At 71.0% G+C, this 23,730-nt stretch carries 24 protein-coding genes; 18 read left to right on the plus strand and 6 right to left on the minus strand.

Annotated elements, in window-relative coordinates; translation table 11 throughout:
- The first annotated feature begins 1 nt into the window (after position 1).
- Genes H8B08_RS07685 through H8B08_RS07695 form a run of 3 tightly spaced genes read left to right on the plus strand, consistent with a single transcriptional unit; the run spans position 2 to position 3,789 of the window.
- Positions 2–1,723 (plus strand): ABC transporter ATP-binding protein, encoded by a 1,722-nt coding sequence (locus H8B08_RS07685; RefSeq protein ID WP_187449609.1) that lies wholly within the window; start codon positions 2–4, stop codon positions 1,721–1,723.
- Entirely contained in the window at positions 1,720–2,589 is an 870-nt protein-coding gene (locus H8B08_RS07690) for a hypothetical protein (protein ID WP_187449610.1), read from the plus strand. The genes H8B08_RS07685 and H8B08_RS07690 overlap by 4 nt, the downstream gene beginning before the upstream one ends.
- 24 nt (positions 2,590–2,613) lie before the next feature.
- Positions 2,614–3,789, plus strand: a complete 1,176-nt coding sequence (locus H8B08_RS07695) for an OprO/OprP family phosphate-selective porin (protein WP_187449611.1) — start codon at positions 2,614–2,616, stop codon at positions 3,787–3,789.
- A 109-nt stretch (positions 3,790–3,898) separates the two neighbouring features.
- On the opposite strand, the gene H8B08_RS07700 is transcribed toward H8B08_RS07695, so the two are convergent.
- Positions 3,899–4,552 carry a glutathione S-transferase family protein gene (locus H8B08_RS07700; protein ID WP_187449612.1) on the minus strand — a complete coding sequence of 218 codons (654 nt, stop codon included), beginning with the start codon at positions 4,550–4,552 and terminating at the stop codon, positions 3,899–3,901.
- Positions 4,553–4,671: 119 nt separating this feature from the next.
- Here H8B08_RS07700 and H8B08_RS07705 point away from each other — a divergent pair, with 119 nt between their 5' ends.
- The 3 genes from H8B08_RS07705 (at position 4,672) to H8B08_RS07715 (ending at position 7,945) form a co-directional block, all read left to right on the plus strand.
- Complete coding sequence (locus H8B08_RS07705; protein ID WP_187449613.1) at positions 4,672–5,712, plus strand: ribonucleotide-diphosphate reductase subunit beta; 1,041 nt, start codon at positions 4,672–4,674, stop codon at positions 5,710–5,712.
- Positions 5,713–5,796: 84 nt separating this feature from the next.
- Entirely contained in the window at positions 5,797–7,098 is a 1,302-nt protein-coding gene (locus H8B08_RS07710; RefSeq protein ID WP_187449614.1) for an MFS transporter, read from the plus strand.
- A gap of 4 nt (positions 7,099–7,102) precedes the next feature.
- Entirely contained in the window at positions 7,103–7,945 is an 843-nt protein-coding gene (locus tag H8B08_RS07715) for an alpha/beta fold hydrolase (RefSeq protein WP_187449615.1), read from the plus strand.
- Here the strand turns inward: H8B08_RS07715 and H8B08_RS07720 are convergent, their stop codons facing one another.
- A complete protein-coding gene (locus H8B08_RS07720) occupies positions 7,946–9,175 on the minus strand; it encodes an alpha/beta fold hydrolase (RefSeq protein WP_187449616.1) in 1,230 nt (409 codons plus the stop codon).
- Between the two features lie 131 nt (positions 9,176–9,306).
- On the opposite strand from H8B08_RS07720, the gene H8B08_RS07725 reads away from it, so the two are divergent.
- The 3 genes from H8B08_RS07725 (at position 9,307) to H8B08_RS07735 (ending at position 11,756) form a co-directional block, all read left to right on the plus strand.
- Positions 9,307–10,755 (plus strand): AMP nucleosidase, encoded by a 1,449-nt coding sequence (locus H8B08_RS07725; protein WP_187449617.1) that lies wholly within the window; start codon positions 9,307–9,309, stop codon positions 10,753–10,755.
- Between the two features lie 66 nt (positions 10,756–10,821).
- Positions 10,822–11,448, plus strand: a complete 627-nt coding sequence (locus H8B08_RS07730; protein ID WP_187449618.1) for a hypothetical protein — start codon at positions 10,822–10,824, stop codon at positions 11,446–11,448.
- Positions 11,449–11,453: 5 nt separating this feature from the next.
- On the plus strand, positions 11,454–11,756 hold the full coding sequence (locus H8B08_RS07735) for a transcriptional regulator (protein WP_187449619.1): 303 nt from the start codon (positions 11,454–11,456) through the stop codon (positions 11,754–11,756).
- Positions 11,757–11,769: 13 nt separating this feature from the next.
- On the opposite strand, the gene H8B08_RS07740 is transcribed toward H8B08_RS07735, so the two are convergent.
- Positions 11,770–13,107, minus strand: coding sequence for a sensor histidine kinase (locus H8B08_RS07740; protein ID WP_187449620.1), 1,338 nt, complete (start codon positions 13,105–13,107; stop codon positions 11,770–11,772).
- Positions 13,108–13,277: 170 nt separating this feature from the next.
- On the opposite strand from H8B08_RS07740, the gene H8B08_RS07745 reads away from it, so the two are divergent.
- Genes H8B08_RS07745 through H8B08_RS07755 form a run of 3 tightly spaced genes read left to right on the plus strand, consistent with a single transcriptional unit; the run spans position 13,278 to position 16,191 of the window.
- The gene (locus H8B08_RS07745; RefSeq protein WP_187449621.1) at positions 13,278–14,057 is read left to right on the plus strand and encodes a tyrosine-protein phosphatase; all 780 of its coding nucleotides are present in this window, start codon (positions 13,278–13,280) and stop codon (positions 14,055–14,057) included.
- A gap of 14 nt (positions 14,058–14,071) precedes the next feature.
- Complete coding sequence (locus tag H8B08_RS07750) at positions 14,072–15,412, plus strand: anthranilate synthase component I family protein (RefSeq protein ID WP_187449622.1); 1,341 nt, start codon at positions 14,072–14,074, stop codon at positions 15,410–15,412.
- Positions 15,409–16,191: an aminotransferase class IV gene (locus H8B08_RS07755; RefSeq protein WP_187449623.1), complete on the plus strand. Its 783-nt coding sequence runs from the start codon at positions 15,409–15,411 to the stop codon at positions 16,189–16,191. The genes H8B08_RS07750 and H8B08_RS07755 overlap by 4 nt, the downstream gene beginning before the upstream one ends.
- On the opposite strand, the gene H8B08_RS07760 is transcribed toward H8B08_RS07755, so the two are convergent.
- The 3 genes from H8B08_RS07760 to H8B08_RS07770 are packed head-to-tail and all read right to left on the minus strand — an operon-like array spanning position 16,178 to position 17,672.
- A complete protein-coding gene (locus H8B08_RS07760; RefSeq protein ID WP_187449624.1) occupies positions 16,178–16,717 on the minus strand; it encodes a TadE/TadG family type IV pilus assembly protein in 540 nt (179 codons plus the stop codon). The genes H8B08_RS07755 and H8B08_RS07760 overlap by 14 nt on opposite strands.
- The gene (locus H8B08_RS07765) at positions 16,717–17,271 is read right to left on the minus strand and encodes a TadE/TadG family type IV pilus assembly protein (RefSeq protein WP_187449625.1); all 555 of its coding nucleotides are present in this window, start codon (positions 17,269–17,271) and stop codon (positions 16,717–16,719) included. The genes H8B08_RS07760 and H8B08_RS07765 overlap by 1 nt, the downstream gene beginning before the upstream one ends.
- A 26-nt stretch (positions 17,272–17,297) precedes the next feature.
- On the minus strand, positions 17,298–17,672 hold the full coding sequence (locus tag H8B08_RS07770) for a pilus assembly protein N-terminal domain-containing protein (RefSeq protein ID WP_187449626.1): 375 nt from the start codon (positions 17,670–17,672) through the stop codon (positions 17,298–17,300).
- Between the two features lie 326 nt (positions 17,673–17,998).
- On the opposite strand from H8B08_RS07770, the gene H8B08_RS07775 reads away from it, so the two are divergent.
- The 6 genes from H8B08_RS07775 to H8B08_RS07800 all read left to right on the plus strand — a co-directional run bounded on the left by H8B08_RS07775 (position 17,999) and on the right by H8B08_RS07800 (position 23,716).
- Positions 17,999–18,175, plus strand: a complete 177-nt coding sequence (locus H8B08_RS07775; protein WP_187449627.1) for a Flp family type IVb pilin — start codon at positions 17,999–18,001, stop codon at positions 18,173–18,175.
- 128 nt (positions 18,176–18,303) lie between these two features.
- On the plus strand, positions 18,304–18,822 hold the full coding sequence (locus H8B08_RS07780) for a prepilin peptidase (RefSeq protein WP_370545438.1): 519 nt from the start codon (positions 18,304–18,306) through the stop codon (positions 18,820–18,822).
- A 153-nt stretch (positions 18,823–18,975) separates the two neighbouring features.
- A complete protein-coding gene (cpaB, locus tag H8B08_RS07785; protein WP_187449628.1) occupies positions 18,976–20,013 on the plus strand; it encodes a Flp pilus assembly protein CpaB in 1,038 nt (345 codons plus the stop codon).
- Entirely contained in the window at positions 20,013–21,542 is a 1,530-nt protein-coding gene (locus tag H8B08_RS07790; protein WP_187449629.1) for a type II and III secretion system protein family protein, read from the plus strand. Before cpaB ends, H8B08_RS07790 begins: the two co-directional genes overlap by 1 nt.
- 13 nt (positions 21,543–21,555) lie before the next feature.
- Positions 21,556–22,218 (plus strand): CpaD family pilus assembly lipoprotein, encoded by a 663-nt coding sequence (locus H8B08_RS07795; protein WP_187449630.1) that lies wholly within the window; start codon positions 21,556–21,558, stop codon positions 22,216–22,218.
- A 10-nt stretch (positions 22,219–22,228) separates the two neighbouring features.
- Positions 22,229–23,716 (plus strand): AAA family ATPase, encoded by a 1,488-nt coding sequence (locus H8B08_RS07800; RefSeq protein WP_187449631.1) that lies wholly within the window; start codon positions 22,229–22,231, stop codon positions 23,714–23,716.
- Positions 23,717–23,730: the final 14 nt, after the last annotated feature.

Genomic DNA, 23,730 nt, shown 5'->3' on the forward strand with positions numbered 1-23,730 from the left:
CATGTCGACGCTGTCTGTTTTGAAAGGCCGCCGGCGCGGCGTGTTCGCCGCGCTGGTCGCCAACGGCCTCGGCCAGGCGGCCGCGGCCGCGAGCGGCGCCATGTGCGTGCGCGCCGGCTTCGACCGCGTGGTGGCCGGCTCCTCCTCGGCGGCCGCCGGGCTGTGGCCGCTGGCCATCGGTTTCGTGGCCGCGATCGCGTTCGGCGCGTGGCTGCGGGTGCGTGAACGGGTCGACGCGGAGAAGCTGGGCTTCGACTACACCGCCGACCTGCGCGCCGCTCTGTTCGACCGGCTGACCAAGCTGTCGCCCTTCGCGCTGGAGCGGCGCAGCGACGGCGAGGTGCTGCTGCGCTTCGTCGGCGACCTCGCCGCCCTCAAGCAGTGGGTCAGCTACGGCCTGGCCAAGGTGACGGTCGCCGGCGTGACGGTGGTCGCCGCCCTGGCGGCGCTGGGCGTGCTGAACTGGCCGATCGCTCTGGCGGCCGGCGCGGGCCTGGGCGTCGGCGCGGCCCTGTCGGTTCCCCTGAACAAGCCGCTGGACCGGGCCGTGCGCCTGGCCCGGCGACGGCGCGCGCGGCTGTCCGCCTTCGTCGCCGAGCGGGTGGTGGCCATGCGCGCAGTCCGCGTGATGGGCGGGCGCCGCCGCGAAGTGCGCCGTCTGGCCCGCCAGACCGCCGGCCTCAGAGCCGCCGCGCTGGGCCGGGCGCGGGCGGCCGGACGCATGCGCGCGGTCAGTCAGCTGACCATGGGTCTGGCCAGCTTCGCCGTCCTGGCCGTCGGCGTCCTTGAGGTCACCGGCGGGCGCACGACCCCCGGTTCGGTGGTGGCGGCGATGAGCCTTATGGGCTTGCTGACGCCGGCCGTGCACGGCTGCGGGCGGGTGTTCGAACTGTGGCACGCGGCCCGGGTCTGCCGCGAGAAGGTCGCCGGCCTGCTGGCCGCCGGCCCGCTGGTCTCCCAGGCCCGCCGGGCGCGTCCGCTTGCGCCCGGCCGCGGCGAGCTGGAGTTCCGCAAGGTCTCGATGCGTCGGGTGTTCCGCCGGCTCAGCGCCCGTGTGCCGGCCGGCTCGGTGGTGGCCCTGGTCGGTCCGAACGGCGCGGGCAAGTCGACCCTGCTGGCCCTGGCCACGCGGCTGATGGATCCAGACTCCGGCTGCGTGCGTCTGGACGGCCGCGACCTGCGCCGGGTGACCACCCGCTCGCTGCGCTCCGCCGTCGCCCTGGTCGGGGCCGACGTTCCGCTGCTGCGCGGCAGTCTGGGAGAGAACCTGCGCTATCGCGCCCCCGGCGTATCGCGCGAGGAGGTCGAGCGGGTGGCGGCCCTGTGCGGGGTGGATCAGCTTATCGCCCGCCTGCCGAAGGGCGAGCGGTTCGCCGTCGCCGACCGCGGGCGCAATCTGTCGCTGGGCGAACGCCAGCGCGTGCTGCTGGCCCGCGCCCTGCTGGGCCGCCCGCGCCTGCTGCTGCTCGACGAGGCCGACGCCAATCTGGACGAGCCGGTTGCCGAGGCGATCGCCGCCGCCCTGGAGGGCTATCCCGGCACCGTGCTGATGGTCACCCAGCGCCCCAGCTGGCTGGCGCGCGCCGACGTCGTCTGGCGCCTCGAGGCCGGGCGGCTGGTCGAGATCAAGGCCAAGGGCGAGACCAGGGCGAAGGCCAAAGCCAAGCCGTCCGCCATCCCCGCCTCCAACGTCGTCCCCCTGGCAGGAGCCGTCGAGCCGTGACCGTGCACCCGATCCCCGTGAATGCGCTCGCCGCGCCCCGCCGCCTGCGCGCGCCGGTCGGCAAGGTGGTCCAGCAGAGCCTGCCGCAGCACCCGCAGGTCGAATACTTCCTCTACGTACCGCGCACCGCCCCCGCGCGTGACGCCCCGATGGTGGTCAGCGTCCACGGCATCGCCCGCAACGCGGTCGAGCACGCCTTCCGCTTCCGGGACTGGGCCGAGCGGACCGGCTGCGTGCTGGTCGCCCCGCTGTTCCGGCGGGACCGGTTCGGCCAGTACCAGCAGCTGCTGCCGGGCGGGACTGGGCTGCTGCGCGCGGACCTGATGCTGCACGCCATCGCCGACGAGGCGGCCCGGATCACCGGCGCGGACGCCGGGCGGCTCCACATGTTCGGCTTTTCCGGGGGCGGCCAGTTCGTACACCGCTTCGCCATGGCCTGGCCGGAGCGGGTGGCGGCGGCCGTGGTCGGGGCGGCCGGCTGGTACACCGCGCCGGATCCGTCCCTGCGCTATCCGTGGGGGCTCGGCCTCGAGGGCGGCTCCGCGGAGCTGCGGTTCGAGCCGGAGCGGTTCCTGCGGGTCCCCGCGCACGTGATCGTCGGCGCCCGCGATGTCGACCGCGACCCGGCGCTGCGCAAATCGAAGCGGCTGGACCGCCTGCAGGGCCGCAACCGCGTCGAGCGCGGCCGGCGCTGGATCGAGGCCATGCGCGCCGCCTCGGAAGGCCGCGGCCTGGACGGGGGGAGGTTCAGCTTCACCGAGCTGCCCGGCGCCGACCATTCGTTCACGGCGGCGGCGACGCGGTGGGGGCTCGGGGAACAAGTGTTCGGCCTGTTCGAGTTCGAAGCGTTGCACGTCTCAGCCTGAGCCGCGCGCGGGAGGAGAGGGGACATGGCCGGGGGACGCAGATCAGGGTGGGTGGCGCTCGTCCTGACGTCGACCTGCGCCATGGCCGGGGCGGCGCGGGCCGAGGACGGGTTCGGCTTCGGCCAGGACGGGCTGACCCTGTCCCTCGCGAACGGCGCCGCTGAGTTCGAACTGGGCGGACGCCTGCACCTGGACGGAATGCTGTTCGAGGACGAGGAGGAGTTCGTCGACAACGCCGACGTGCGCCGCGCCCGCCTGGAGCTGGCCGGCCAGCTCGGCGACAAGGTCCGCGTCCGGGTCGACTACGAGTTCACCGACGACGGGGACTGGAACAACGTCTGGGCCAGCTACCAGGTGGCCGACACGGTCGACGTCCGGCTGGGCCAGTTCATCCCCGCGTTCAGCATGGAAGACCTGCAGAGCTCCAACAATATCATGTTCCTGGAGCGGGCCCTGCCCCAAGCCTTCGCGCCGGGCTACACGGTCGGCGGCGAGCTGGGGGCCTACGGGCGCAACTGGACCGCCACCTTCGGCGCCTTCAACGATCCGATCGATTCCGACGTCGACGCGCGCGGGACCAACGGCGACAGCCTGGTGGGGCGGTTCACCTACGACCCTGACCTGGCCGCAAACCAGATCCTGCACTTCGGCGTGGGGTTGGAGTGGCGCTTCCTCGACGCCGGCAGCGGTTTCCGCATCGACTCCAAGCCCGAGGCCTTCCAGTCGCCGGTGCGCTTCGTGAACACCGGCAATCTGCGCGGCGTGAACGAGTTCGTGAACGTCAGCCTGGAGGCCGCCTGGCGCCGCGGCAATCTGATGGCCCAGGGCCAGTACGTGCGCATGATGCTGGACCGCGAGAACCGGCCCGATCCGGACTTCGACGGCTGGTACGTCGAGGGCAGCTGGATCCCGACCGGCGAGGAGCGCCGCTACAGCAAGAGCGCGGGCCTGTTCGGCCCGGTGACGCCGAAGACCAGCAAGGGCGCCTGGGAGATCCGCGCCCGCTACAGCATGATCGACCTCACCGACAAGACCGTCAGCGGCGGGGTCGAGCGCGACGCCTCGGTCGGCGTGACCTGGTGGCGGACGAGCAAGATCCGCTTCATGTTCGAGTACATCAACGCGGTGGCGGACCCGGATTTCAACGACGACGACCAGATCGCCGACATCCTGCAGGCGCGGATCCAGTTCGCGATCTAGAGCGCGATAGCCGAAAGTGGACGCCGGTTTCGGCGGCCATCGCGCTCCAACTCCAAGAATCTAGAGCTTTCGCGCCGCTTCGAATGACGCCGTTCGAAGCGGGAAGGCTCTAGCCTTCCCAGCCGGGCTCGAACGGCATGCGCTCGGCCCACAGGGCCTGCAGCTCGGGGAGGGCGTCCACTCGCCGCGCGACCGAGGCCAGCTTCGGGCAGGCTTCCTCGAACCAGCGGCGGCGCGGGTTCCAGCGCGAAACCACGGTCAGATAGACGTCCAGCAAGGACAGCTGTGGCCCGAAGACGAACGGCGCGGGCTCGACCTGCGCCTCCATCACCTTCCAGCAGAACTTGATCCGCTCCAGGGCGCGCTCGCGCAGCTCGTGCTGAGCCGCCTCGCCGTCGACCATGCGGGCCGGGTCGTCGAGCAGGTAGTACATGGCGTAGATCGCCGCGGGGACGAACACCATCCAGCGCAGGTAGGCGCCCCGGTCGGGATGGTCCGGCGGCGGCGCCAGCCCGGCCTGCGGGTGCAGGTCGCCCAGCCAGATCAGGATGGCGGCGCTCTCGGTCATCACCTCGCCCTGCGGGGTGATCAGCACCGGCAACTGCTCCATCGCGTTGACCGGGCGCACCGCCTCGCGTCCGGCCTGCGTCCAGGTCGGGGCCTCGGCCACGATTACGTAAGGGCGACCCAGCAGGGTCAGGGCCGCTTCGACCGCGACGGACCCGGAACCCTTGGCGCTGTAAAGCTTCAACGGCTCGGCCATCTGTCCACAGCCCCCTACTAGATGTTGATGGTTGGCGGCGTGACACCACGAGCCGTAGCGGCCGGGTCCGGTCGGCGTTATCTCTAGCACGTCCCGCCGTACGAATCGGATTCGCCGCCATGAACGCCCTGGTCACCGCCTCGACCCCTGGTCTGCTGACCCCGAGCTATTCGTACAAGCCGTTCCGCTATCCGTGGGCGTACGAGTTCTGGAAGCGCCAGCAGCAGGTCCACTGGCTGCCCGAAGAGGTGCCGCTGGGCGAGGACTGCAAGGACTGGGCGGCGAAGCTGAACGACGGCGAGCGCAACCTGCTCACCCAGATCTTCCGCTTCTTCACCCAGTCGGACGTGGAAGTCGCGGACAACTACATGGAACGCTACGGCCGGGTGTTCAAACCGACCGAAGTGAAGATGATGCTGTCGGCCTTCGCGAACATGGAGACCGTCCATATCGCGGCCTACGCCCTGCTGCTCGAAACCATCGGCATGCCCGAGGCCGAGTTCGGCGCCTTCATGGAATACGAGGCCATGAAGGCGAAGCACGACTACATGCAGACCTTCGGCATGGACACGCCGGCCGACATCGCCCGCACCCTGGCCATGTTCGGCGGCTTCACCGAAGGCCTGCAGCTGTTCGCGTCCTTCGCCATGCTGATGAACTTCCCGCGCTTCAACAAGATGAAGGGCATGGGCCAGATCGTCAGCTGGTCGGTGCGCGACGAGAGCCTGCACTGCGAAGGCATCATCAAGCTCTATCACGCCTTCAACAAGGAGACCGGCGCGGTCACCAAGTCGGTGGGCGACGACATCGTCGACATGTGCAAGACCGTGGTCGGCCTTGAGGACCGGTTCATCGACCTGGCCTTCGAGCAGGGCCCGGTGCAGGGCATGACCCCGGACGACATCAAGGCCTACATCCGCTTCATCGCCGACTGGCGCCTGCGTCAGCTGGAGCTGCCGGAAGTCTACGGCGTGAAGGAAAACCCGCTGCCCTGGCTGCAGTCGCTGCTGTCGGGCGTGGAGCACGCCAACTTCTTCGAGGCGCGCGCCACCGAGTACTCCAAGGCCGCGACCAAGGGCCAATGGCACGGCGCCGAAGGCGTCTGGGGCGAGTTCGACAAGCTGATGTCCAAGCGCGGCGATCAGGTTCCGGCGGAGTAAGTCTTGCGCGCCGGCGGCGCCGCAAGTTTCACCCGTGCGCGAAAGACACTAGGCTCCCCGGGAATGCATCCGGGGGGCGTGCGCATGGCGACGGCGGAACTCCAGCGAACGGCGGCGGAGAGCGGCGGGCTTCGGCGGCTGCGCTCGATCCTCGGCGGCTCGGCCGGCAATCTGGTCGAGTGGTACGACTGGTACGCCTACTCGGCCTTCGCCCTTTACTTCGCCGGGGTGTTCTTCCCCAAGGGCGACCAGACGGCTCAGCTTCTGAGCGCCGCGGCGGTGTTCGCCGTCGGCTTCCTCGCCCGGCCTGTCGGCGCCTGGCTGATGGGCCGCTACGCCGACCGGCGCGGGCGCAAGGCGTCGCTGACCCTGTCGGTGGCCTTGATGTGCCTGGGCTCGCTGATCATCGCCTTCTGCCCAGGTTATGCGAGCATCGGGGTGGCGGCGCCGGTGATCCTGACCCTCGCGCGGCTGGTGCAGGGCCTTAGTCTGGGCGGCGAGTACGGCACCAGCTCCACCTATCTCAGCGAAATGGCCGGCCGCGACCGGCGCGGCTTCTGGTCCAGCTTCCAGTACATGACGCTGATCTCCGGTCAGCTGACCGCGCTGGGCGTGCTGCTGGTCCTGCAGGCGATCCTGCCCAAGGCGGAGCTGGAAGCCTGGGGCTGGCGCGTGCCGTTCGTGATCGGCGGGCTGCTGGCCGTGTCGGTGTTCTGGCTGCGGCGGGGGATCGACGAGACCGACTCCTACAAGGCGGTCGAGACCAAGGAGCGGGGCCGCACGCGCTGGCTGTGGCTGCGTCACCCGAAGGAGAGCCTGACGGTGATCGGCCTGACCGCCGGCGGCACCCTGTCGTTCTACACCTTCACGATCTACGCCCAGAAGTTCCTCGCCAACACCGCGGGCTTCAGCAAGGAGCAGGCGAGCCAGATCAGCGCCGCGGCCCTGCTGGTCATGATGCTGATCCAGCCGCTGGTCGGCGCGATCTCCGACAAGGTCGGCCGCCGGCCCGTGCTGATCGCCTTCGGGGTGCTGGGCACGCTGTTCACCTGGCCGATCCTGCGCGCGTTGGGCGGCGCGAGCGACCCGATGGCGGCCTTCTTCCTGCTCGTGGCCGCGCTGGGGATCACCTCGGGCTACACGGCGGTGAACGCGGTGGTGAAGGCCGAGATGTTCCCGACCGAGATCCGGGCGCTGGGCGTGGCCCTGCCCTACGCCATCTCCAACGCCCTGTTCGGCGGCACGGCCGAGTACGTCGCCCTGTGGTTCAAGCAGGCCGGCCACGAGACCTGGTTCTACGGCTACGTCACCGGCATGATCGCCCTGTCGCTGCTCGTCTATGTCGGAATGCGCGACACCAAGAAGCACAGCCGGATCGTGGAGTAGGGGCGTGGCGAAGTCCGTGCGGGGCGGGATCCTGAAATTCGTGGCGATCGGCGCGGCGGTGGTCGCGCTCGCCTACCTCGGCGTCTGCGGCTGGTTCTATGCGAACCAGCGCTCGCTGGCCTACTTCCCCGACCGGCATGACGTCGCGCCGGCCGAGGTCGGTCTGACCGACTTCCAGAAGGTGGCGATCGCCACGCCGGACGGCGAGACGCTGGTCGGCTGGTGGAAGCCGCCGGCGCCGGCGAAGGGCGTGGTGCTCTATCTCCACGGCAACGGCTACAATCTCAGCACCCGCGCCGAGCGGCTGCGCGATCTGGCCGAGGCCGGCTTCGGCGTGCTGGCCATCGACTGGCGCGGCTACGGCGGCTCCACAGGCGCGCCTAGCGAGACCGGCCTGCTGACCGACGCGCGCGCCGCCTACGACTGGGCCGCCGGCCACGCGCAGGGCTCGAAGATCGCCCTGTTCGGAGAGAGCCTGGGCACCGGCGTCGCGGTCCACCTGGCCGGCGAGCGGCCGGCGGCGGGCCTGGTGCTGGATTCGCCCTACGCCTCGATCGTCGGCGTGGCGGAAACCTACTACCCGTTCCTGCCCAGCCGCTGGCTGCTGAAGGACCAGTATCGCAGCGAGGAATGGATCGGGCGGGTGAGGGCGCCGGTGTTCATCGTCCACTGCGACGCCGACCAGCAGATCCCGCTGGCCCAGGCCCGGCGGCTGTACCGCGCGGCCGGCGAGCCCAAGGAGATGGTGGTGCGGCGGGGCTGTGCGCACATCAAGACCTGGGATGGCGCGGCCAAGGCGCACATGCTGGAGCTGTTCGGCCGCTGGACGGCGCAGCCGGCGGGCTGATCAGGCGCGCCCGGCTGTCGGGCCGTAGCCTTCAAACGGGCGCTCGTCGTCGTCCTTGACCGGGACCGGCTCGAACCCGTCGTCGAAGTTGCGCGGCTCGGGCCGGAATTCGTAAAGCGCGGACGGCCGGCGCAGGACCTCGGCGTGGCGCGGGCGCGCCAGCTGCTCCAGCCGCCCGAACACCTTCTCCGCGAAAGCGCAAAGCGTGCGCGCGTAGAGGTCCGGGCGCTCCAGCGGGCCGGCGTGACCGACCTCCTCCAGCAGCACGTACTCCCCGTCGGGCAGGGCCTCGGCCAAGGCGCGCACCTCGTCGGGGCGCGCGACCACGTCGTAGCCGCCCGCCACCGCCAGGGCCGGCGTGGTCAGTCGCGCCAGTCCGCTGCTCAGGTCCGCGTCACGGAGCGCGAGCGCGCCCTTGGCCTGCACCCAGGGCGAGGTCTCGGCCGTTTGCCGAGCGGCCGCGTCGGCCGCTTCGCGCGAGGGCGCCTGGCCGAGCGCCGTCGAACGGGCGGCCAGATGCAGGGCGCCGTTCAGATAGCCGGCCCAGTTCATCGCCTGCACGACCGGCGCGAGCATCATGTCGGCCCGCACCATCGCGCCGGTGGCGGGCGGGGCGGTGGTCGGGTTGAGCAGGGCGACGCCCGCCACCTCGGCGCCCAGGGTGCGGGCGTGGTCGCGGCAGTAGGCCAGGACGGCGGCGGCGCCGGTCGACCAGCCGACCAGCAGGGCCGGGCGGCCGTCCAGCAGCTTGAGCACGGCGGCCAGGTCGGCGGCGGCCCGGTCGAGGCCGTAGATCTCGTCGTAAGGGCGCTCGGAGCGGCCCAGGCCCGGCTGGTCCCAGACCACCACCTGCCACTGTCCCGCGAGCGCCGACACCGTCGGCGACCAGATCGTGCGGTCGGTCTCGAAGCCCTGCACCAGCACGATCGGCCAGCCGTCGGCCGGCCCGTAACGCTCGACATGAAGGTGGGCGCCCCCGGCCCCGACCACGTTGTCCGGTCGGCCTTCGGGCGCGTCGGCCTGGGGCGCGGCCTTGGGGAACATGGCCAGGATGGGCCCGCGGCCGAACAGCGACACGCCGACCATCACCGCCCCCAGCACCATCCAGCCGGCGGTTCGGGGCAACGCGTGCAGGCCGTCGGCGAGGAGCCAAAGGCCCGTCACCAGCACGGCCAGCGACAAGGCGGCGGCCGCGCGGTTCAGCACATACGGCAGAGGCGTGCCGGCCATCGGTCCGGACTCCTGCTAAGCTTCTCTACGCGCAACGGTTGAAACGGCTCGGAGCGGTAGTGGTTCCCAAACCGCCCAGCTGGACTGAAAAACGGATTCCCCTTGTCGCGAACGCGCTCTAGTCTCCGACAATGTCGGACTACTCACACGCGAAGGCGGCGGTGGACCGCCTGCAGGACCATTACGCCCGCTCCGTCGACGCGCTGAGATCAGCGCTTAGGGCCTATCTCGATCGCGGCGAGCGCCCCGATCCGGCCGCCCGGGCCGCCGGCGTGTTCTCGTATCCGGAATTGCGCATCGCCTATGCGGCCGAAACCGCCGGCCCCCGGCTGAACCGGGCCTATGCGCGGCTGAACAAGCCCGGGGTCTACGCCTCCACCGTCACCCGGCCGGAGCTGTTCCGCGAGTATCTGATGGAGCAGTTGAGCCTGCTGGAGCGCGACTACGACGTCTCCTTCGAGGTCGGGCGTTCGCTTCAGGAAATCCCCTACCCCTACGTGCTGGACGGCGGCGACGTCGCCCTGGATGGGGCGATCACCTCGGATCTGGCGCGCTGGTTCCCGACCACCGAGCTCGCCCACATCGGCGACGAGGTGGCCGACGGAATCTGGTTCCCCGCGCCCGACGAGCCGCGGCCGCTGGCCCTGTTCGACGGCCTTCGCACCGACTTCTCGCTCGCGCGCCTGCGCCACTACACCGGGACGCCGCCCGAGCACGTCCAGCAATACGTGCTGTTCACCAACTACCACCGCTACGTCGACGAGTTCGTGCGCTGGGCCTGCGCGCGGCTGGCCGAGGGCGGGCCGTACGAGGCCTTGTCCGGGGCGGGGGGCGTGATGGTCACGGCCGAGACGGCCGATCCGGAGCGGGTCGTGGCCGAGGGCGCGTGGCGGCGCCACCAGATGCCGGCCTGGCACCTGATGGCGCCCGGCGGACGCGGCGTCACCCTGGTCAACATCGGGGTGGGGCCCTCCAACGCCAAGACCATCACCGACCACCTGGCGGTGCTGCGCCCCCAGGCCTGGCTGATGATCGGCCACTGCGGCGGCCTGCGCCCCAGCCAGATCATCGGCGACTACGTGCTGGCCCACGCCTATCTGCGCGACGACCACGTGATGGACGACATCCTGCCCGTGGAGATCCCCATCCCGCCGATCGCCGAGGTGCAGCAGGCCCTGCAGGGCGCGGCCGAGATCGTCACCGGCGAGGACCGCGACACCCTCAAGCGGCGGCTGCGCACCGGCACGGTGGTCACCACCGACGACCGCAACTGGGAGCTCCGCTACTCGCTGTCGGCCCTGCGCTTCTCGCAGTCGCGGGCGGTGGCCATCGACATGGAGTCGGCGACCATCGCCGCCCAGGGCTATCGTTTCCGCGTGCCCTACGGGACCCTGCTGTGCGTGTCGGACAAGCCGTTGCACGGGGAGATCAAGCTGCCCGGGCAGGCCAACCGCTTCTATGAGCGGGCGATTTCCGAGCACATTCAGATCGGCATCGCCACCGTCGACCTGCTGCGCCAGGAGGGCTCGCGCCTGCATTCGCGCAAGCTGCGCGCCTTTGACGAGCCGCCGTTCCGCTGACCGGCGACAAATGACTTTACATTGCAAAGTGCTTGAGCTACTCCTCGCGACAAGGGGAGAGCATCCATGACCGACGACCAGATCCAGACCATCCGCGACGACATCGCCTTCATGAAGGCGATGGCCGAGGAGGGCCGCCGCGCGCCCCTGCTGGGCGGCGCCATCCTGGCCAACGCCGGCGCGATCTTCGCGGGGGCCAGCGTCGCCAACTGGGCGATCGGGACCGGCCGACTGGCCGTCGGGCCGATGGGCTACTTCGTGGTCTGGGGCTTCGCCATGGTCGCCTTCGTGGTCGCCCTGGTCGTGCTGACCCGGCGCGTGAAGCGCCAGCCGGGCGCCTCGACTCCGGCCAATCGCGCCTTCGGTACGGCCTGGTCGGCCGCCGGCTTTGCGATCTTCGCACTGTGGGTCGCGCTCATGGTCGCCGACTGGCGGCTGCAGACGCACCTCGTCTGGATGCTGTTCCCGTCGATGATCCTGGCGCTCTACGGCCTGGGCTGGAGCGTCTCGGCGGCGATGAGCGGCCAGAAGTGGCTGAACGTCGTGGCGATCGGCGCCTTCGTGGGCGCGCCGGCCCTGGCCTGGTTCGCCGGCGAGCCCGAGCAGTACCTCGCCTACGCCGCCGCGCTGCTGCTCCTGGCGGCCGTCCCCGGCATGCTGCTGATGCGCAAAGAACCCTCCGATATCGTGTGAGCGCCATGGACGGGTTCGACATCGACGACATCGACGAGGTGATCCACGGCCGGGTGCGGCTCGGGATCATGGCCTTCCTGGCGGGCGCGGAGACGGCCGACTTCAACGAGCTGAAGGCCAAGCTGCAGGTCACCGACGGCAACCTCTCGGTCCACCTGCGCAAGCTGGAGGAGGCGGGCTACGTCGTGATCGACAAGAGCTTCGCCGGCCGCAAGCCGCTGACCCGCGCCATGCTGACCGACACCGGCCGGACCGCCTTCGTGAAGTACCTCGAGGCCATGAGCCGGCTGGTCTCCGAGCAGCGCTGAGGCCGGCGTCGGCTCAGGCCGCGACTTCCGCCAGGTCGGCTTCGGCGTGGCCGAGGTCGAAGGACATCTCGCAGCGCAGGCCTTCGGGCGGGTAGTCCAGCTGCACGCGCCGCCCGGTCTCGGTGGCCAGCGCCTCTTCGATCAGGAAGGTGCCGAAGCCCTTCCGGGTCGGCGGCTTGACCCGCGGGCCGCCGCTCTCGATCCAGGTCAGCCGGAACCGGCCGACGGGATCGATCCGCCAGGTGAGCTCGACCGTTCCGCCCCCGGCCGACAGGGCGCCGTACTTCGAGGCGTTGGTGGCCAGCTCGTGCAGGGCCAGCGACAGCGCCACCGTCGTGCTGGGCTGCAGGAACACGTCGGGCCCGTCGGTGCGCACCGCGCCGCCCTCGTCGAGGTCGAAGGACATCAACACCCGCTTGACCAGGTCGCCCAGCCGAGCCCCGTTCCAGCGCTCGCGGGTGAGCAGGCCGTGCGCCGCGGCCAGGGCGTCGAGCCGGTGGTTGAACACCTCCTCGAAGCCGGGCAGGTCGCGCGCGCCGCGCACGGTCTGGCGCGCGATGGCCTGGATGACCAGGATCAGGTTCTTCACGCGGTGGTCCAGCTCGCCCAGCAGCAGCTCCTGCACCCGCTGCGCCTCGCGCCGCACGTGGACATCACGCACGACGCCCAGCCATTCGACCACCTGCTCGCCCTCGCGGATCGGGACGAGGGTGACGTTCACCCAGGACCAGTCGGACCGCGCGCCGTTCCACAGCCGAAGCTCGGTGCGCAGCGGCAGGCCCAGTTCGCGGCAGCGCTCCCATTCCTGGCGGCTGGGTTTCCAGTCTTCCGGATGGATCGCCCGGTTCCAGGCCATTTCGCCCGCGTTGACCCACGGGCGGCCGGTGAACTCGGTCCAGCCGCGCTCGGGTTCCTGCGGTTCGCCGTCGGCGCTGGCGCGAAACATGATGGCCGAGACCGCCTCGATCAGCAGCTTCTGGCGCGCCTGCGCGCGGCTCAGCTCGCGCTCGCGGGCGTCCGCGTCGGCGATCAGCAGGCGCATGCGCAGCCCGATCGCCGTCATCATCACGCACAGCAGGGCGAAGATCGCGCCACGCGTGACGTCATTGGGGGCGGGCGCGTGCAGCGGCAGGTCCGGATGCGCCAGGAAGGCCCAGACGCACAGGTGGGCGACGACGTAGGCGAACACCCCGCCCCGCCAGCCGGCCCACAGCGCGCCCAGGAACACCACCGGCAGGTAGGTCGAGTAGATGATCTGGCCGGCGTCGAGAATGGGTTCGAGCAGGACGCGCAGCAGGGTGGCGACGCCGCTTGCGGCGGCGATCGCTGCAGCCGCCTCGGCCGTCCGCATCGGACGCGCCGGCAGCACGCGCGAAAATGTCCCTCGCAAGTCCATCCCCGGCCCCCGAGGGCGTCAGCCCCGCCAAGCTTGTAGCACAACCCCCGGGGGAAAACGAAGCTTTCGCCACAAGCTGAAGGTTCAACTCGCGCCGCGCCCCGCGCGCCGCTATCTAACGGCGCATGAGCACGCGTTTGCTGGCCTTTGACGGCGTCGAGAATTTCCGGGATTACGGCGACTACGCCACCGCGGCGGGGCGTCGGCTCGTACGGCGGCGGCTGTTGCGTTCGGGCCACCACGCCCGGGCCAGCGACACCGACCTCGCCGCCTTCGGCGCCCTGGGCGTGGACGTGGTGGTCGACCTGCGCCGCGCCAGCGAGCGCGCGGCCCAGCCCTCGCGCCGGCCGCAGGGCTTCGCCGGCCAGGTGATCGAAAGCCGCGACGCCGACCTCGGCGAGGCCCCGCACATCGCTTTCCTGCGCTCGACCGACCTGACGCCCGACAGCGTGCGCGGCTTCATGACCGAGACCTATCGGACCATGCCGTTCGACGCGCGGCACGTGGACCTGTTCACCCGCTACTTCGCGGCCCTGGCCGAGAGCGATGGGGCGGTGCTGATCCACTGCGCCGCCGGCAAGGACCGCACCGGCCTGCTGGCCGCCCTGACCCACCATCTGGCCGGGGTGGGCGAGGCGGACGCGCTTGAAGACTACCTGCTGACCAACACGGCGGTGAACCTGGAGGCGCGCGCGCCCGAGGTGGCCGCGGTGATCGAGCGCAACTTCGGCCGGCGGCCGTCGGACGCGGCGACCCGCGCCTTCCTGGGCGTCGAGGCGGAGTATCTGGCCGCGGCTTTCGCGGCGGTGCGCGAGCGGCACGGCTCGCTCGACGCCTATCTGCGCGACGTGCTGGGCGTCGGGGCCGAGCTGCGCGCCCGCATCGAGGCCCGCCTCTGCGGGTGAGCGAGTCCGCGGACATGCACGCGACGGCGATCCGGCGGACCGGCTGGCGCGATCCGGCTTCGGCCGCCGCGCCGTTCGCCGCGCGCCCCTACACCCTGGCGCTGATCTCCGACGGCGGCCCGCAGGGGCGCTGGTCCTATCTGGCGCTCGACCCGGACCGGGTGGAGCGGATCGAGGCGGCCGATCCGGCCGGCCGTCTGCGCGACCTGCTGGGGCCCCGGACGGCGGCGCAGGACGGTCCGCCCTTTCAGGGCGGCGTGGTGGGCTTGGCGGCCTACGAGCTGGGCGCGCGGTTCGAGCCGGTCGACCTGCCGCGCGACCCCGACTGGCCCGACCTGGAGCTGATCCGCTATCCGGCCGTCCTGGCCTTCGACCATGCGCGCGGCGAGGTCCTGGCGGTCGGGCGTGGCGCGGATGCGGAAACCGCCGAACGGCGCGCGGACGAGGCGCTGCAGTGGCTGGCGGCCGACGGCGTCGCCAAAGACGCGCCGTCCGGAGCGCCCGCGGCGTCGTTCGAGCCTGAGGGCTCGGGAGGCGCCTACGAGGCCGCCGTCGCCGACGTGATCGCGCGGATCGGCGCGGGCGAAATCTTTCAGGCCAACGTGGCGCGCAGCTGGCGAGGGCGCTTGCGCGACGGCGCCGTGCCGTTCGACGTCTTCCGTCGCCTGCTGAGCGGCAGCCCCGCCCCCTTCGCCGCCTATCTGGCCCTGCCCGGGCGGGCGCTGGTCTCGAACTCGCCGGAGCGCTTTCTCGGCGTGCGGCCGCAGGACGGCGGGCTGACGGTGGAGGCGCGGCCGATCAAGGGGACCGCCCCGCGCGGGGCCGATCCCGCCGCCGACGCGGCGGCGGCGGACGCCCTGCTGGCGAGCGAGAAGGACCGGGCCGAGAACCTGATGATCGTCGACCTGATGCGCAACGACCTGGCGCGGGTCTGCGCGGTCGGCTCGGTCGGCGCGCCGGAGCTGTTCCGCGTCGAGACCTACGTCAACGTCCACCACCTGGTCTCCACCGTGCGTGGGCGGCTGTCCGAGGGGCGCGACCTGGCCGACCTGTTCGCGGCCACCTTCCCGCCGGGCTCGATCACCGGCGCGCCGAAGGTGCAGGCCATGAAGGTGATCGCCGCCCACGAGCCGCCGCGCGGGCCGTGGTGCGGCTCGCTGTTCTGGGCCGGCTTCGACGGCGCGTTTGATTCCAGCGTGCTGATCCGCACCGCCGCCTTCGTGGAGCGCGACGGCTGGCGTTTCCGCACCTCGGCCGGGGCGGGCATCGTCGCCGACAGCGATCCCGCCGCCGAGCGGCGCGAGACCGAGGCCAAGATCGACGCCCTGCGCCGGGCGCTGACGGAGGGCGGATGAGCGTACCGATCGACGATCGCGGCTTTCTGCTGGGGGACGGCCTGTTCGAGACCCTGCTCTGGCGCGGCGGCGAGCTGATGCAGTTCGAGGCGCACGCGGACCGGCTGGCCGCCGGCTGCGCGATCCTGGCCCTGCCCGCGCCGGACCGCGACGCCCTGCGCGCGGCCGCGCTCGCGGCGATCGAGACCGCGGGGCTGGCCCCCCGCCGCGCGGCGGTGCGGCTGACCTGGAGCGCCGGATCGGGCGGACGCGGGCTGGATCGGCCGGATCCTGTGCGTCCCGTGCTCTACGCCGCCGCCGCATCATCGACGCCCCCAGCCGCGCCCGCCGTTCTGGCCACGGTCGAGGTGCGCCGCAACGCCGGCTCGCCGACTTCGCGGCTGAAGACGCTGAACTATCTCGACAACGTGCTCGCGCGCCGGCAGGCCCGCGCGGCCGGGGCCGACGAGGCCCTGATGCTGAACGGGCAGGGCGAGGTCGCCTGCGCCGCGGTCGCCAACCTGTTCTGGTTCGAGGGCGAACGGCTGGTCACACCGGCGCTGGACTGCGGGGTGCTGGCCGGCGTCGTGCGGGCCGAGGTCCTGCGCGCCGCCCGCGGGCTGGGGCTGGAGACGGCCGAGGTTCTGGCCTCGCGCGAACGGCTGGACGCCGCCGCGGGCCTGTTCCTGACCAACAGCCTGATCGGCCTTCGCCCGGTCGCCGGGCTGGACGGCCGGGCGGTCGCGCCCCACCCGGCTCAGGACGCGCTGGCGCGCGCCGTGGCGCTTACTTGCGGGTGACCGTCTGCGACAGGCGCGGCGCCAGGTAGTAGGTGTGCTTCAGCCGGGTGAGCGAGGGCATCACCTGACCGGCCGTCGAGTGATAGTCGTACTCGACCTCGGCCATGATCACGCTGGCGCCGGCGGCGATCAGGCCGGCGGGCACGGTCACCACTTCGTCCTTGGTGCGGGCGACGATGTGGCTGCCGTCGCTCCACGCGACCTTGGGCACGCCCTTGGCGTCGGCGACGACGCTGCTGATCCGCAGCTTCAGCGTGTCGGTGGGGAAGGGGGCCATGGTCAGGCCGCCGACCAGGAAGATGTCCTGCATGTCCTGGTTGTTGACCGCCTGCTGCTGGGCGACCAGGTCCGCGATCGCCGCCGCGGCGTGATTGACCCGGCGTTGCGCCATGTAGCCCTGGCTCAGTTCGGCGAGGCCGAAATAGAACAGGATCATCAGCGGAGCGATCAGGGCGAATTCGACCGCGGAGACGCCCTCTTCCGCCCGCGCCAGCCGCGTCAGCCAGGATCGGACACGGCGCATCATCAGTACGGCTCGTTGCGGAAGGTGGCCGTCGACTGGATCACCGCGACGCCGCCGTCCAGACGCGCGAGCGCCTGGTTCAGGAACGGTGTGAGCAGCGGCCATCTGTAGTAGGCGCGCACCAGCACGATGCTGCCGGCCTTGCCGGCGTCGAACATCAGCGCCTTGTCGTCGAGCTTGCCGTTCTGGATCGGATCGACCGGCTGGGCGTCGGCCCACTGCTGGTAGGTGCGCACGTCGATCTGCAGCCGCTCGCGGCACTGGGTCTCCATCCACGGCATGTGCGCGCAGATGTCGTTTCGGAAGGTCGTCTTGGTCGCGCCGCCTGCGGTCTGCAGCTCGCCGGTGCGGATGCGCCGCGCGGCGTCGGCCGTCGCGTTTTCCAGCATCACCGACACCGAGAAGACCAGCGCCAGCTCCAGCGTCGCGAACAGCATGAACAGGAACGGGCCGATCACGAAGGCGAACTCGACCGCCGTCGCGCCGTCGTCGCGGCGGATCAGGTCGCGCGCGAAGGCGCGCGCCCGGGCGGCGTATTTGCGGACGAGGCAGGTCATGCGCGCGCTTCCGCCGGCCGACGAGATCAGGGAGCCTTCGCGCCCGCGACGGTGGAGACGCACTTCGAGGCGCAGGTCATCTCGGTGACCGCGGCGCCGCGATAGACCGACACCTGGCCGGACGACGGCGCGGTGACCACCACTTCGCCCTTATAGATCGTGCGGCCCAGGCTATCGATCACCACCACTTCGGTGACGCCGTAGCCGCGACCGGCGACGTAGAGCGTGCGCTCGTCCACCACGGTCACGTCGGCCACGCTGGGATTGCCCACGATCACCGAGGCGGCGGCCCCGGACAGGTTCAGGCGCTCGGTGTGGTTCAGCGGCACGTTCAGGGCGGAGGCGACGCCGGGGACGGCGGCGAGGATCAGGGCCAGGCTGGCGAACATCAGGCGGCGCATCGGGCCACTCCTTTTGAATCTTACGCGGGCGGGCCCGCGCGAGCGAAGGATCACCGGTCATTCGTCAAAAAAAACTGAAACCGCGCGGTTCGTCGTGCGTCGGCCGCGTCGCCCCATGGAATCGTTGAGAAATTAAACGCATGGTTATCAGAATTTAACTGTAAATATCTATTCACCATAGAAATAATTTGAGTGACTTCTAGTTTTCACCACCCGTTAACGCAGGGTGGTGCAAGTTGATCGTGCGTTTGGGGGCAAGCGAGCAAGACAGCTCGGGCCCCGGTGAGGAAGTCCTCGCTGTCTGCTTGCTGAACAGGAGAAGTCACATGACCAAGTTCGTCACCCGCTTCATCAAGGACGAGTCGGGCGCCACGGCCATCGAATACGGCCTGATCGCGGCTCTGATCGCCGTCGCCATCATCGGCGCCGTGGGCGCCCTGGGCAAGCAGGTCAAGGCGACCTTCACCGCCGCCGAGACCGGCATGGCCAACCCGCCGGCGTAAGCTTCCGGGTCGTGCGTTTAGGGGGCCGCGGCGGGAAACCGCCGCGGCCCTTTCGCTTACTGGGGCTTAGGTTCGAATTTACTCCTCGAACCTAGACTGCCCCCGACGAATTCACGGGAGGCCCGCGCGTGTTGAACCTGGTGACGGCGCTGTTGCTCTGCGTATTCCCGGTGGTGGCGATCGCCGCCGCCTTGCGCGACGTGACCACCATGACCATCCCGAACTGGATGTCCGTCGTGCTGATCGGCGGCTTCTTCCCCACCGCGCTGGCGGCGGGGCTCGCGCCGGTCGAGATGATGTCCCACCTGGCGATCGCCCTCGGGGTCCTGGTCGCCGCGATGGGGATGTTCGCCCTGCGCTGGATCGGCGGCGGCGACGCCAAGCTTCTGGCCTCGGCCAGCCTCTGGCTCGGCTTCAGCGCCCTGCCGGAATTCCTGACCTGGACGGCCCTGGCCGGCGGCGCCTTCGCGCTGATCCTGATCCAGGCCCGCTTCGTCGCCCACGCCTACGCGGTGCAGGGGCAGGGCTGGGTCGGGCGTTTGCTGCAGCCGAAGGGCGACATCCCCTACGGCGTGGCCATCGCGATCGGCGCGCTTGCGGCCTACCCGGTCTCCGACCTCGTCACCAGCTGGTCGGCCGCCTTCTGAGGCCCCGTCCGGCGCCCTCGTAAATCTTTGCGTAGCCTTGGGATTTAGGTGGGCGTTAACCCCTGAGGGGCGACCCTCCCAAAGACTGGAAAAGGCGTTGTTCCGCGGGCCTCGCACAGGCAGGCGGGCGAGCCCCAGGAGGGGGCGTACCGAATGAAGCCTGTTCGAATTGTCATTCTCGCGGTGGCGGCTGTGGCCGCGGTCGGCCTGGCGCTGATCGTCCGCGGGGCGCTGTCCGGAAAGCCGACTTCCCAGGCCGAGGCCGCGGTCCCCATTTCCCAAGCCAACGTGAAGCCGATGGCGCGCGTGCTGGTGGCCAAGCGCGACCTGAAGATCGGCGACCGCCTGACCGAAGCCGACATGGACTGGCAGGACTGGCCGGTCGAGGCCGTCAACCAGGCCTTCGTCACCGACGGCTCCGTCGAGGTCGCCAAGCCTCTGGGCGACGCCGAGCCGGCCGCCGACGCGGACAAGGACGCGAAGGACGGCAAGGACGGTAAGGACAAGGCCGACGACAAGGCCGCGAAACCCGACAAGACCGAAAAGGCCGACGCCAAGACCAAGACGGCGGCCGTCGCCGCCAAGAAGCCGGACGGCACGGTCGACAAGGTGGCCGCCGTCCTCACCGGCGACAGCCCCAAGGCGCAATTCGTCGGCGCGGTGGTGCGCGAGGCGTTCATGGCCGGCGAGCCGATCGTCGCCCGCAAGCTCGTGCGGGCCGGTGAAAGCGGCTACCTCGCGGTCGTGCTGCAGCCCGGCATGCGCGCCATGTCGGTGTCGGTGTCGGTCGAAACCGCGGCCGGCGGCTTCATCCTCCCCGGCGACCGGGTCGACGTGCTGCTGGCGCACGAGGTCGAGGTGAAGGGCCAGAGCGGCAGCCGCAACGCCTATGTCAGCGAGACCGTCCTGCGTAACGTCCGGGTCCTGGCCATCGACCAGGTGACCCAGCCTGACAAGGGGGCCACCACGGTGGTCGGCGCGACCGCGACCCTCGAACTGGCTCCCCCGGATTCCGAAGCCCTGGCCCTGGCCCAGGCGCAAGGCAAGCTCTCGCTGACCCTGCGCTCCTACGCCGACGCCAGCGGTCCCTCCGGCCGCACCCCGCAGGTGGCGCGCGACGCGCAGTCGGCTGCGGTGCGATCGGTCCGCGTGTTCCGCGGCAACGAAGTTACCGACGTGGCGGTGATGTGATGAGCCGGAATTTCTCCAAACTCCTGCGTACTTCCGCGGCCCTGGCCGTCGCCTTGGCGGCCGTCGCGCCGGCCTCGGCCGCCCTGGCCCAGTCCACGGTCAGCGTCCAGCTGGGCGGGAACGGGGCCGCGGCCCAGTCGCTGTCGCTGCCGCGCGGCAAGTCGGCCATCGTCGAACTGCCGGTGGACGCCCGCGACGTGCTGGTCTCCGATCCGACCGTGGCCGACGCCGTCCTGCGCACCCCGCGCCGCATCTACGTGCTGGGCGTCAAGTCCGGCCAGACCGACGCGGTGTTCTTCGACGGGGCCGGCCGCCAGATCCTCAGCCTGGCGATCCGCGTCGACCAGAGCACCGGCGCGCTGGAGGACACCCTGCGCCGCGTGGTTCCGGGGGCGAAGGTCACGGTCGAGCCGGTCAACGACAGCCTGATCCTGACCGGCACGGTCGCCAACGCCGGCGAAGCCGACCGGGTGCGCCGGGTGGCCGAGCAGTTCGTCGCCAAGCCCGAGCAGGTGATCAACATGCTCAGCATCGCCGGCGAGGACCAGGTGACGCTGAAGGTCCGCGTCGTCGAGATGCGGCGCTCGGTGATCAAGCAGCTGGGGCTGTCGGCCGACGTCGTTTCGAACAACGGCATTCACTCCTACGCCTTCGGCCGCGTGAACACCTACGGCGTGAACGGCTCCGCCATGGGCGGCGGCGGCGTGTGCTACGGCCAGAACGGGGCCCGCACCACGGCCATCACCAACACGGATAAGACGACGACCACGAGCACGCCCGCCCCGGGCAGCATCCAGGACGTCACCAACGCGGTGAGCTCGGCCTATCAGCTCGTGTCCGGCGCCAACATCGACGCCTGCTTCCAGGCCTTCGAGCGCACCGGTCTGGTGCGCACCCTGGCCGAGCCGAATCTGACGGCGATCTCGGGCGAGTCGGCCAAGTTCCTCGCCGGCGGCGAGTTCCCGGTCCCGGTCGCGATCGACCAGACCGGCAAGGTCACGGTCGAGTACAAGCCGTTCGGCGTCGGCCTCGGCTTCACCCCGGTGGTGATGTCCGAGGGCCGGATCTCGATGAAGATCTCGACCGAGGTGTCGGAGCTCTCGCAGGAGGGCGCCTTCACCGCCGGCGGCGGCGGCACGACGCTGGTGCTTCCCGCGCTGAGCGTCCGCCGCGCCGAGACGGCCGTCGAACTGCCGTCCGGCGGCAGCCTGATGATCGCCGGCCTGCTGCAGCAGAAGGCCAAGCAGAACCTCGACGCCCTGCCGGGCGCGACCGAGGTGCCGGTGCTGGGCGCCCTGTTCCGCTCGCGCGACTACCTCAACGAAGAGACCGAGCTGGTGGTGATCGTCACCCCGTACCTGGTCCGGGCGACGGATCCGGACCGGCTGCAGTCGCCCGGCCAGAACCTGCAGATGGCCAGCGACGCGTCGACCATCCTGCTGGGCCGTCTGAACAAGGTCTATCGCGGCGACGCCGCCGCGGCGCCGCCCGAGGCCTACCAGGGCCCGGTCGGCTACGTCATCGAGTAGAGGGGGCGAGGGCATGATCCGCAAAGCTTCGATCCTGGGGCTGTCCATGCTGCTGGGCGCCTGCGCGACCGCCGCCGGCGACCACCCGGCCCCGGCGCTGCCGAGCGAGAACTTCAAGCTGCAGACGGCGTCGACGGTCGACCAGATCGCGCTCGCGCCGCACGCCGAGGGGCTGTCCGCGGCCCAGCGCGCGGCGGTCGCCGACCTGGCGCAGCGCTTCTACAGCTCAGGCGGCGAGGTGATCACGGTGCAGAGCGCCACCGGCGGCGACGAGACCGCCACGCGCAGCGCCTGGAACGTCAAGGCCGCCCTCGAGCAGGCCGGCGTGCCGGCCGAGCGGGTGCGTCTCGGCGCCTACACCGCCGCCGATCCCGCCGCCGCCCCCGTTCTGGCCAGCTTCAAGGTGGTGTCCGCGGTCGTCCCGCAGTGCGGGCGCGAGTGGAACGACCTGACGGCCACCCGCGACAACCGCAGCTATGCGGACTTCGGCTGCTCGGTCACGGCCAACCTGGCCGCGCAGATCGCCAACCCGCGCGACATCGGCGGCCCCGCCGCGGCGGACCCCGCCGACGCCGGCCGCCGCAGCGTGGTGCTCGATAAGTACCGCAAGGGTGAGATCACCGCCTCGGCGAAGGACACCAACGCCGACGGCAAGGTCGCCCAGGTCGTGCAGTGAGGCGGAGCAGATGAGCAGGGCCTATAGCACCGTGGACCCCTACGAAGACGATTTCCACGTCGACGACGAGCTGGTCTTCCCCGGCGCCGACGATCCGCGCACCCGCATCATGCCGGTGGGCAACGACGAGCCCGGCGCCGCCGAGGTCGAGATCCTGCCGCCGCCGTCGCAGCTGCAGCCGAGCGCGGGCGCCCTGCAGATCGCGGCCCCGGTGTCGTCCTCGCACGGCGGCCACGCCTTCAACCCGGTCGGCGACATGCAGGCCGGGGCCGAGTCGGCCCTGGGCCAGGTGAACGTCCCGCGCATCGGCATCCATATCTTCGCCGAGCGCAGCGACACCTTCGAGTCGGCCCAGCGCGCCGCCGGCGACCGCCGCCTGTCGCGCGCCAGCACGACGGTGCGCATGGGCGGTCTGCAGACCGCGCTGACCGCCTACAGCCACGAAGCCACGCCCTCGCTGATCATCGTCGAGAGCATGACCTCGGCCGCGCAGATGATCGCCGAGCTCGACGAGCTGGCCGAGCAGTGCGACGCGGGCACCAAGGTGGTGGTCATCGGCGCCGCCAACGACATCGCGCTGTACCGCGAGCTGATACGCCGCGGCGTCAGCGAGTACCTGGTCGCGCCGGTCCAGCCGATGCAGCTGATCAGCGCCATCGGCTCGCTCTACAACGACCCGGCCGCGCCGTTCGTGGGCCGCACCATCGCCTTCGTCGGCGCGCGCGGCGGCGTGGGCGCCTCGACCGTGGCCCACAACACCGCCTACGCCATCAGCGAGCGGCTGTCGGCCCAGACGGTGATCGTCGACTTCGACCTGCCGTTCGGCACCGCCGGCCTCGACTTCAACCAGGACCCGGTGCAGGGCGTCGCCGACGCGCTGAACGAGCCGGAGCGTCTGGATCCCGTGCTGCTGGACCGCATGATGGTCCGCTGCACCGACCGGCTCAGCCTGTTCGCCGCGCCGGCCAGCCTCGACTCCGACTGGGACGTCTCGCCCGAGGCCATCGAGGAGGTCGCCACCCGCATCCGCGGCACCGCCCCCTTCGTGGTGCTGGACCTGCCGCACCAGTGGAACGCCTGGATGCGCCGCATGATGATCACCGCCGACGAGGTGGTGGTGGTCGCCACGCCCGACCTGGCCTCCCTGCGCAACGCCAAGAACATGATCGACCTGGCCCGCGCGGCCCGGCCGAACGACGCGCCGCCGCGCCTGGTGCTGAACCAGGTCGGCGTCCCCGGCCGTCCGGAAATCCCGATCAAGGAATTCGGCAACGCGCTCGGCCTGCCGCCGTGCCTGGTCATGCCGTTCGACGCCAAGCTGTTCGGCCAGGCCGCCAACAACGGCCAGATGATCCTGGAGATCGGCTCCAAGTCGAAGCCGGCCGAAGGGTTCGCGCATCTGGCCCAGGTGGTCTCGAAGCGCGAGATCCTGGCCCTGCCGGCGCCGACCAAGGCGGCCGCCAAGCCGTCGGTCCTTTCCAAGATCTTCAAGCGGTAAGGGGAGCCGGCGAG

It is taken from the genome of Caulobacter sp. 17J80-11, from assembly GCF_014349105.1.
Classification (GTDB): domain Bacteria; phylum Pseudomonadota; class Alphaproteobacteria; order Caulobacterales; family Caulobacteraceae; genus 17J80-11.

Excerpts from the sequence above, each read along its gene's own strand:
- H8B08_RS07705 (WP_187449613.1), top strand. The coding sequence starts at position 4,672 with ATGAACGCCCTGGTCACCGCCTCGACCCCTGGTCTGCTGACCCCGAGC.
- H8B08_RS07700 (WP_187449612.1), bottom strand. The coding sequence starts at position 4,552 with ATGGCCGAGCCGTTGAAGCTTTACAGCGCCAAGGGTTCCGGGTCCGTC.
- H8B08_RS07735 (WP_187449619.1), top strand. The coding sequence starts at position 11,454 with ATGGACGGGTTCGACATCGACGACATCGACGAGGTGATCCACGGCCGG.
- cpaB (WP_187449628.1), top strand. The coding sequence starts at position 18,976 with ATGAAGCCTGTTCGAATTGTCATTCTCGCGGTGGCGGCTGTGGCCGCG.
- H8B08_RS07790 (WP_187449629.1), top strand. The coding sequence starts at position 20,013 with ATGAGCCGGAATTTCTCCAAACTCCTGCGTACTTCCGCGGCCCTGGCC.
- H8B08_RS07730 (WP_187449618.1), top strand. The coding sequence starts at position 10,822 with ATGACCGACGACCAGATCCAGACCATCCGCGACGACATCGCCTTCATG.
- H8B08_RS07685 (WP_187449609.1), top strand. The coding sequence starts at position 2 with ATGTCGACGCTGTCTGTTTTGAAAGGCCGCCGGCGCGGCGTGTTCGCC.
- H8B08_RS07740 (WP_187449620.1), bottom strand. The coding sequence starts at position 13,107 with ATGCGGACGGCCGAGGCGGCTGCAGCGATCGCCGCCGCAAGCGGCGTC.
- H8B08_RS07750 (WP_187449622.1), top strand. The coding sequence starts at position 14,072 with ATGCACGCGACGGCGATCCGGCGGACCGGCTGGCGCGATCCGGCTTCG.
- H8B08_RS07760 (WP_187449624.1), bottom strand. The coding sequence starts at position 16,717 with ATGATGCGCCGTGTCCGATCCTGGCTGACGCGGCTGGCGCGGGCGGAA.
- H8B08_RS07755 (WP_187449623.1), top strand. The coding sequence starts at position 15,409 with ATGAGCGTACCGATCGACGATCGCGGCTTTCTGCTGGGGGACGGCCTG.
- H8B08_RS07720 (WP_187449616.1), bottom strand. The coding sequence starts at position 9,175 with ATGGCCGGCACGCCTCTGCCGTATGTGCTGAACCGCGCGGCCGCCGCC.
- H8B08_RS07770 (WP_187449626.1), bottom strand. The coding sequence starts at position 17,672 with ATGCGCCGCCTGATGTTCGCCAGCCTGGCCCTGATCCTCGCCGCCGTC.
- H8B08_RS07775 (WP_187449627.1), top strand. The coding sequence starts at position 17,999 with ATGACCAAGTTCGTCACCCGCTTCATCAAGGACGAGTCGGGCGCCACG.
- H8B08_RS07710 (WP_187449614.1), top strand. The coding sequence starts at position 5,797 with ATGGCGACGGCGGAACTCCAGCGAACGGCGGCGGAGAGCGGCGGGCTT.
- H8B08_RS07795 (WP_187449630.1), top strand. The coding sequence starts at position 21,556 with ATGATCCGCAAAGCTTCGATCCTGGGGCTGTCCATGCTGCTGGGCGCC.
- H8B08_RS07765 (WP_187449625.1), bottom strand. The coding sequence starts at position 17,271 with ATGACCTGCCTCGTCCGCAAATACGCCGCCCGGGCGCGCGCCTTCGCG.
- H8B08_RS07800 (WP_187449631.1), top strand. The coding sequence starts at position 22,229 with ATGAGCAGGGCCTATAGCACCGTGGACCCCTACGAAGACGATTTCCAC.
- H8B08_RS07745 (WP_187449621.1), top strand. The coding sequence starts at position 13,278 with ATGAGCACGCGTTTGCTGGCCTTTGACGGCGTCGAGAATTTCCGGGAT.
- H8B08_RS07695 (WP_187449611.1), top strand. The coding sequence starts at position 2,614 with ATGGCCGGGGGACGCAGATCAGGGTGGGTGGCGCTCGTCCTGACGTCG.
- H8B08_RS07725 (WP_187449617.1), top strand. The coding sequence starts at position 9,307 with ATGTCGGACTACTCACACGCGAAGGCGGCGGTGGACCGCCTGCAGGAC.